We start from the raw sequence: 6,420 nt of genomic DNA, 5'->3' as shown, positions 1-6,420 counted from the left end.
GACTCGCAGCACTTCCGAGAGCGCCCGCCCATGCCGCAGGTCGCGTCCGCTGCGGCCACCCGGATCTGCCGCTCCTGGCCGGCGGCGTTCATCACCGGTGGTGACGCACGGTGATGAAGACTACGTTTCCCGGAGGTAGATCGCAGAGAAGCGACTCTGTGGCGGCCTGAGCTCTACGACTAACGAGTTAGCGCGGATTGACGCCCGCGCGCCGCGACGAGGCCGTGGTGGGGATACGACGCGGGCATCGCGCCGCGTGGACCTGACCCACTCCGGAATCAACCTTCCATCGTCGGGCAGGGCGTCCCCGCGTTCGGATCGCACGGCGGGCTGGCAGGGTTCGAAGGAGTCCGTCCCGTTGCGGCAGCAGCTCGACCTGAGGTAGGCAGCAGCGCTCACGCCAGGAGGCGGGCCGGCCGGCAGGGCGGCCCGCCTCCTGGCGCATCACGGCCGTTCCGCGCGGGACGTCTGTGCATCCCGGGTCGGAGGCGGTCAGGCCGCGGGCGGGTCAGTCGTCGGCGATCGGGCTGGTGTCCAGGCGGACGTTGTCGATGGCCCAGTACCAGTTGTTGCCAGCATTGAAGATCCGGAAGTTGACCTTCGCCGACGTGGCCCCGGCCGGGACGGGGCAGGAGAGCCGGACGAGCCGGTTCTCCTGGTCTTGGCCCTGGTTGGTGTTCCCGGAGGTGGCGCTGCTGTAGTGCAGCAGCTGGACCTTGTCGTCCGTGTCGAACTGGACGGTGACCTCGGCCTCCTGGGGGCTTTCCTGCCGGTAGTGGGAGTCGAAGCCCAGGTGGAGGGTGGAGGTGCCTGACGGGATGGCCACTGTCGGGGTGGTCAGGGTCGAGTCGAACCGGCCCCGGCTGGACGGGCTGCCGGTGTCGTCCCAGTCGTCGGGGTCGGCGACCGCGACGACGCCGAGGGACCGGCTGAAGTTGGGGCGGTTTTGCCCGGCGGGGAACCAGAACTGCTTGGACAGGAAGGTCCAGCCCTGCAGCTCCCGGGTGCCCTGCGGCATGGCCGGCGCGTTGGTGATGGTCCAGCCCTCGGGGGTGGTCCGGGTCCAGCCGAGCAGGCCGGGCCGGCTGAGGTCGGCCGCCGGGGCGAGCGCGGTTGCGACGGACTCGAAGTCCTCCGCGAGCAGGTAGCCGGTCATGACGGGTCCGGTCTTGGCGGACAGGGACGCGGTGGCCTGCTGGGCGCTGCCATTCAGGTTCGCCGTGGCGGTCGCCTTGAGGCTGCCGGAGGTGCGTGCCGCCGAGGCGGGCGCGACGACGTCCCATTCCAGGCGGGCGGCGGAGCGAGCGGGAACGGTCGTCGGCGCGTTGCCTCTGGGGGTGGCAGTCCAGCCCGTCAGGAGGGCCAGCGTGGCGGCCAGGCTGGTGAGCGGGGTGCTGCCGGCATTGGTGACGGTGGCGGTCACGGTGACCGGTTTGCCGGGTGAGATCACGGTGCCGTCGGTGCGGGGCGAGCTCGCCGGAGCGGTCAGCGAGATGCTCATCGCGGGGGCGACGCGGGAGCGGACGCGTGCGTCGGCGAGCCTCAGCAGGCCGTTGCCGTCGCCGTGGGCGGCGACCACGAGGGTGCCTGTGGTGGCGTTCGGGGCGGGCGTGACGGTGAAGCGCACATCGGCCGAGTCGCCGGCGGCGACCACGGTCGGCGCTGCGGCGGCCCTCTCGACCGTCCAGCCGGAGGGGGCGAGCAGGGCGACCGAGAGTTGGTCGAGCTTGGCGTCGGTCTGGTTCCGCACGGTGACGACGACATCGGTCGGGTTGCCCTGCACGAACGGGGTGTCGAGGGAGGGCAGCGTCTGCGGCAGGGTGATCGTCGCGGCCAGCGCCGGGGCGGTACCGGTCGCCGGGTCGGTGACGCCGGGCCTGCCGTCGGCCAGGCGGCCGGTCATCCGGCGCAGGAACGCCGGGTCCCGCTGGTCGACGACCACGACGTCGTACCAGCCGTGGTTGGGCAGGCGGATCGGTACGGTCTGGGTCTCGCCGGGCGCGAGGGTGACGGTCTGGACGTGGTCGCCGGGGTTGCGCGGGTAGACCGACTCGCCGACGAGGAGTGTGCGGGTGGTGGTGGAGGGGTTGGCGCACTGGACCTTCACCTGGCCGGGGACGGCCTGCTCGATCAGGTACGCCTCGGCGCCCACACCGGTGCCGCGCAGCTCCCAGACGGACCAGCCGGGGCCAGTGACCTGCAGGTCGTAGCCGTCGGCGCCGTACTCGATGGTGTTGTCGGCGGTCCCGCCGGCGGAGACAGTCCACGTGCGCGGGGCGGTGCCGTCACCGGGGTAGGCGGTGAACGTTGCGGCGGTGGTACCCGTGTTGTCGAGCCGGAGGCGGACGCCGGAGCCGGTGACGTCGGCCCGCAGGGACAGCCGGTAAGGAGAGGTGCGCGTCGGGCGGGTGCCGGCCTCCTGCTGTGGGAGTGACTGGTTCTTCGGCGGTACGGGGTTCCAGCGGCCGACCGCCGACGGCACCGGGTCGGGCTGCTCCAGTTTGGGCTGCGCGTATCCGCGGTTGAAGTCGAAGGCGGAGGTCAGGTCGCCGAACACGCTGCGGCGCCATGCGCTGATGTTGGGCTCCTGAACACCGGTCCACTTCTCCAGGAACCGGATGACCGAGGTGTGGTCGAACGTCTCCGAGCAGACGAAACCGCCCACTGTCCACGGTGAGACAACTGTCATCGGCACCCGTGGGCCGGGGCCGATCGGGAGGCCGTTGAACCAGTCGTCGCTGTTGCCGGAGTCCGGTCGGGGTTCGACCGGGGCGGGCACGTGGTCGAAGTAGCCGTCGTTCTCGTCGAAGTTGATGAACAGAGCCGTCTTCGACCAGGTCTTCGGGTCGCTCGCGATGGCGTCGAGGAGGTCGTAGATGAGGTTGGCGCTGCCGACCGGGGTGGAGGTGCTGGGGTGCTCGGACAGCGCTGCCGTCGGAACCAGCCAGCTCACCTTGGGCAGCGTGCCGTTGTTGATGTCGGATCTGATCCGGTGGACGAGGGTGTTCGGTTCGGAGCGGTAAGCGCCCCGCATGAACAGCTGGCGTTCCGCCTCGGTCAGCGAGTCGACACCCTGCTGGAACTGGGCCAGCGCGGCCTTCCGCTGGTCCGCGGTCTTGTCCCACAGGCCGTCGTAGAACTGCTCTGTGGTGGAGTACCGGCCGCTGACCTTGGAGAGGATCTTCCGGCCGATCTCCTTCCAGGGCCGGAAGTACTCCACCGCGTTGTCGGTGAAGTTGTCCCACTCCTGGTAGATCTGCCAGGAGACGCCGGCGGCCTCCAGGCGCTCGGGGTATGTCGTCCAGTCGTAGCCCGCGTGGGTGTAGGAGTAGGCGGCGTTGGTGACGGCCCGGTTGACGCCGTCCGGCTCGTAGCCGGTCTTGCCGGTCCACAGGTAGTTGCGGTTGGGGTTGGTCGAGCCGTAGACCGAGCAGAAGTAGGCGTCGCAGATGGTGAAACGGTCGGCCAGTTCGTACTGGAGGGGGATGTCGCGCCGGTCGTAGAAGGCCATGGTGCTCTGGCCCTTGGCCGCGACCCAGTCGTTCCACCAGCCGTTCGCCCGGGCCTGGTTGGCGTCGGAGAAGCCGTGCGGGAGCGCGCCGAGGTACTGAATGTCGCTGGCGGGGCGGCCGGCGTCGACCGCCGCCTGCCGGGCCGAGAACGGCAGGACCTTGCCACCGCCGGACCGCGGCTGCTCGAAGGCGGTGGCCCCGGTGGGCAGACGCAGCGGCGTACGGTCGCCGAAGCCGCGCACGCCCTTGAGGGTGCCGTAGTAGTTGTCGAAGGAACGGTTCTCCTGCATCAGGATGATGACGTGTTCAATCGCATCCATACCACCGGGAGGCAGCGGCGCGGCCATCGCCTTCAGCAGTGACGGGGGCAGAAAAGAGAGCGCGGTGCCACCGGCGATGGCACCCAGGAGCCTACGGCGAGAGATGTCAGACATGGTGCGGAGGCTAGGTCGCTCCGGCAACAGAACATAACCCTGAGGCGAATATTCGTTGACTATTCAAGCATCAGCATGAAACGTTCCCCCGGCTGTATGGCCGAGTTCTCCGTCGCACCCGTCTGATCACAGGATGGCGGCCCGCCCGCCGAGCCAGGCCCAGCCATCGCTTCTACGGCGGAGCTGGCATAACAAGGCAACAGCCCATGTCCGCCCCGGGTTGACGCGCGCCCCCGGCCCTCCGGCGGAGGGGACCACCCGGCCGGGGATCCTCGGCCGGACTGTTCCTGCTGCATAAGCGGCATAGTTGCGGCGCCCTTCCTGTCTCTGGAGTGGGGCCGAGGCCAATCAGGCGATTCGCGCGTAGTCGGAGAAGGGGTCCTCGCCTTCGTCAAGGATCAGCGGCACGTCGTACACCGACAGGGCCGGCCTGGGCCGCGCGTACCGCACCCTGTGTCTCCACCGGTGGTGCTCGTAGGAGGTGTCCACCTGAATCTCGGCCACCACGGTTGGCTCGATTTGGACGTAACGCAGCGGCTCGGGCCGCTCGAACTGGCCGAACCATGCGGCCGGTAACGGATCGGGCCAGGGGTGGATGACAACAGGGCGGTCGGTCGGGCGTGGCGGGGACAGCAGCGAAGCCAGCTCCTGGCGCTGCGGCATGGCCAGCGGGTGGGTGCGGCCGGTGTACCGGAGCCGACCGCGCCGGTCGAATCGGCCGAGGAGTGCCGTGTCGGGATTGCGGATGCTGCCGGTGACGCCGCCGATGATCGCCTCGGTGGTGGCACGGGTCCGGAACTTCGCCCTTCCTCGCCGGCCGGGCTCATACCGGCTGTCCAGCCGCTTGGTCACAACGCCTTCGACGCCGGCCGCGGTCCACGAAGTCAGCCATTCGTTGACCTCGGCGACGTCGGCGCTCTGCGGGGTGACGGCCAGCTGCGGCGGGGCGCCGGCGAGCAGCCGCACCAGCCGGGCACGACGCTCGACCAGTGGGAGGTCGAGTACCGGCTCTCCGCCAGCATCGATGAGGAGGTCGAAGGTGACGTAGTAGGCCGGGTGTTCACGGGCCTCGCGCAGCAGCTGTCGGCCGGCGGTGACCCGCCGTTGTAGCAGGGCGAAGTTCGTCCGTCCTCGCTCCCAGACCACCAGTTCTCCGTCGAGCACTGCACCCGACGGGACGAAGGCCCGCACCGCCCGGGTGATGTCCGGGAAGTATGGCGTCAGATTTCTGCCGGCGCGGGACTGCAGGTAGACGTCGGATGCTCCCCGGAAGGCAAGGGCCCGCCACCCATCTCACTTCGGTTCATAGGCCAGGTCTTTACCCTCAGGTACGGAGTCGACCGGCGCGGCCAGCATCGGGGCGACAGGCCGGCCCAGCACTGGCCCACCCCGGCGAGGTCTCCCACCGCCAGGCCGGGCTCACTCCCTCCAGCCCCGTCCGCCCAGACCGCGACCGCCGCTCATATCCCGCCCCTCCCCCGACATCGTCAGGCAGCGAGAGCGCGTCCCGGGCGCAGATCAGGCACAACGAATGCACAGCGCACACGCGCCGGTTTCTCGCTGCTGCTACCCAGCCCGCTCGGCCACTGCTGCGTGGAGGCCAGACCCGCGCGGCACCCCGCCGCTTCTTTATCCGAGCGTGAGCATCGCCTCGGTGACCTCGCCGACCACCGCATCGGGGATCGCAGTGGCAGCCTCCTTGAGGACGAGCAGCCGCGCCCCGGGGATCTCGCGCGCGATCGCCTCGCCGTTGCCGACGGGGAAGAACCGGTCGCGGCGGCCGTGGACGACGAGCGTGGGGACCTCGATCTCGGCCAGGTGCTCACGCCAGCGTGGTGTGCAGTCGAGTCTGGAAAACACCATGCCCATCTGGTTGGCCATCTGGACCGGTGGTGCGGTGCCGGGCGTGCGGTCCCAGATGCGCGCAGCGATTGCGCGCGCGGCGATGGGGTCGTCGCCGAGGATCTCCGCGCCGGCGGCGGCGAACTCTGCAACCGCCTCGCGGTTGGTCCAATCGGGCATCGGACGCGCGAACAGCCGGCTCATCGTCGCCTGGTCATGGTCGGGGAGGTCGTCGTCGGGCGGGCCAGGGGCAACCGCGCGGGTGCCGACCAGGGTGAGCGCCGAGAACGCGCCCGGATGGTCGAGCACGGCTACCTGGGCGACCATCCCGCCGACGCCGATCCCCGCGAGGTGCGCAGGCCCTCCGCCGAGCGCGTCAGCAAGGGCCGCCGCGTCGGCGGCGAGGTCGCGCAGGGTGTAGGCGGGCGCCTCTGGATCCGTCGTTGTCGACTCCCCGCTGTCGCGCAGGTCGTAGCGCACCACACGGCGCCCGCCAGCGGCGAGGCGCTCGCACAGCGCGTCGGGCCAGGAGAGCATCGTCGTCCCGCCCGCGAGCAGGACGAGTGGCGCGTCGTCGTCACCGAACGACTCAATGCCCAAGGTGATCTCGTTGGCGTTGACAGTGGTCATCG

2 protein-coding genes and 1 pseudogene are annotated in these 6,420 nt (G+C 70.2%); all 3 read right to left on the bottom strand.

The annotated features are described in order from the left end of the window. Positions 1-508: 508 nt before the first annotated feature. Positions 509-3,946 carry a phosphocholine-specific phospholipase C gene (locus tag FXF52_RS33165; RefSeq protein WP_148803064.1) on the bottom strand — a complete coding sequence of 1,146 codons (3,438 nt, stop codon included), beginning with the start codon at positions 3,944-3,946 and terminating at the stop codon, positions 509-511. Positions 3,947-4,294: 348 nt separating this feature from the next. Next, positions 4,295-5,227, bottom strand: a pseudogene (locus tag FXF52_RS33160) (ATP-dependent DNA ligase); the annotation flags it as partial. A 348-nt stretch (positions 5,228-5,575) separates the two neighbouring features. Beyond that, the gene (locus tag FXF52_RS33155; protein ID WP_148803063.1) at positions 5,576-6,418 is read right to left on the bottom strand and encodes an alpha/beta fold hydrolase; all 843 of its coding nucleotides are present in this window, start codon (positions 6,416-6,418) and stop codon (positions 5,576-5,578) included. Between the last annotated feature and the right edge of the window lie 2 nt (positions 6,419-6,420).

The sequence above is a fragment of the Micromonospora sp. MP36 genome, from assembly GCF_008119785.1.
Taxonomy (GTDB): Bacteria; Actinomycetota; Actinomycetes; order Mycobacteriales; family Micromonosporaceae; genus Micromonospora.
The sequence above is the reverse complement of the archived record's forward strand: the minus strand, read 5'-3'. Positions and strand labels throughout refer to the sequence as shown.

Coding starts and splice junctions, on each gene's coding strand:
- FXF52_RS33165 (WP_148803064.1), bottom strand. CDS start 3,946: ATGTCTGACATCTCTCGCCGTAGGCTCCTGGGTGCCATCGCCGGTGGC.
- FXF52_RS33155 (WP_148803063.1), bottom strand. CDS start 6,418: ATGACCACTGTCAACGCCAACGAGATCACCTTGGGCATTGAGTCGTTC.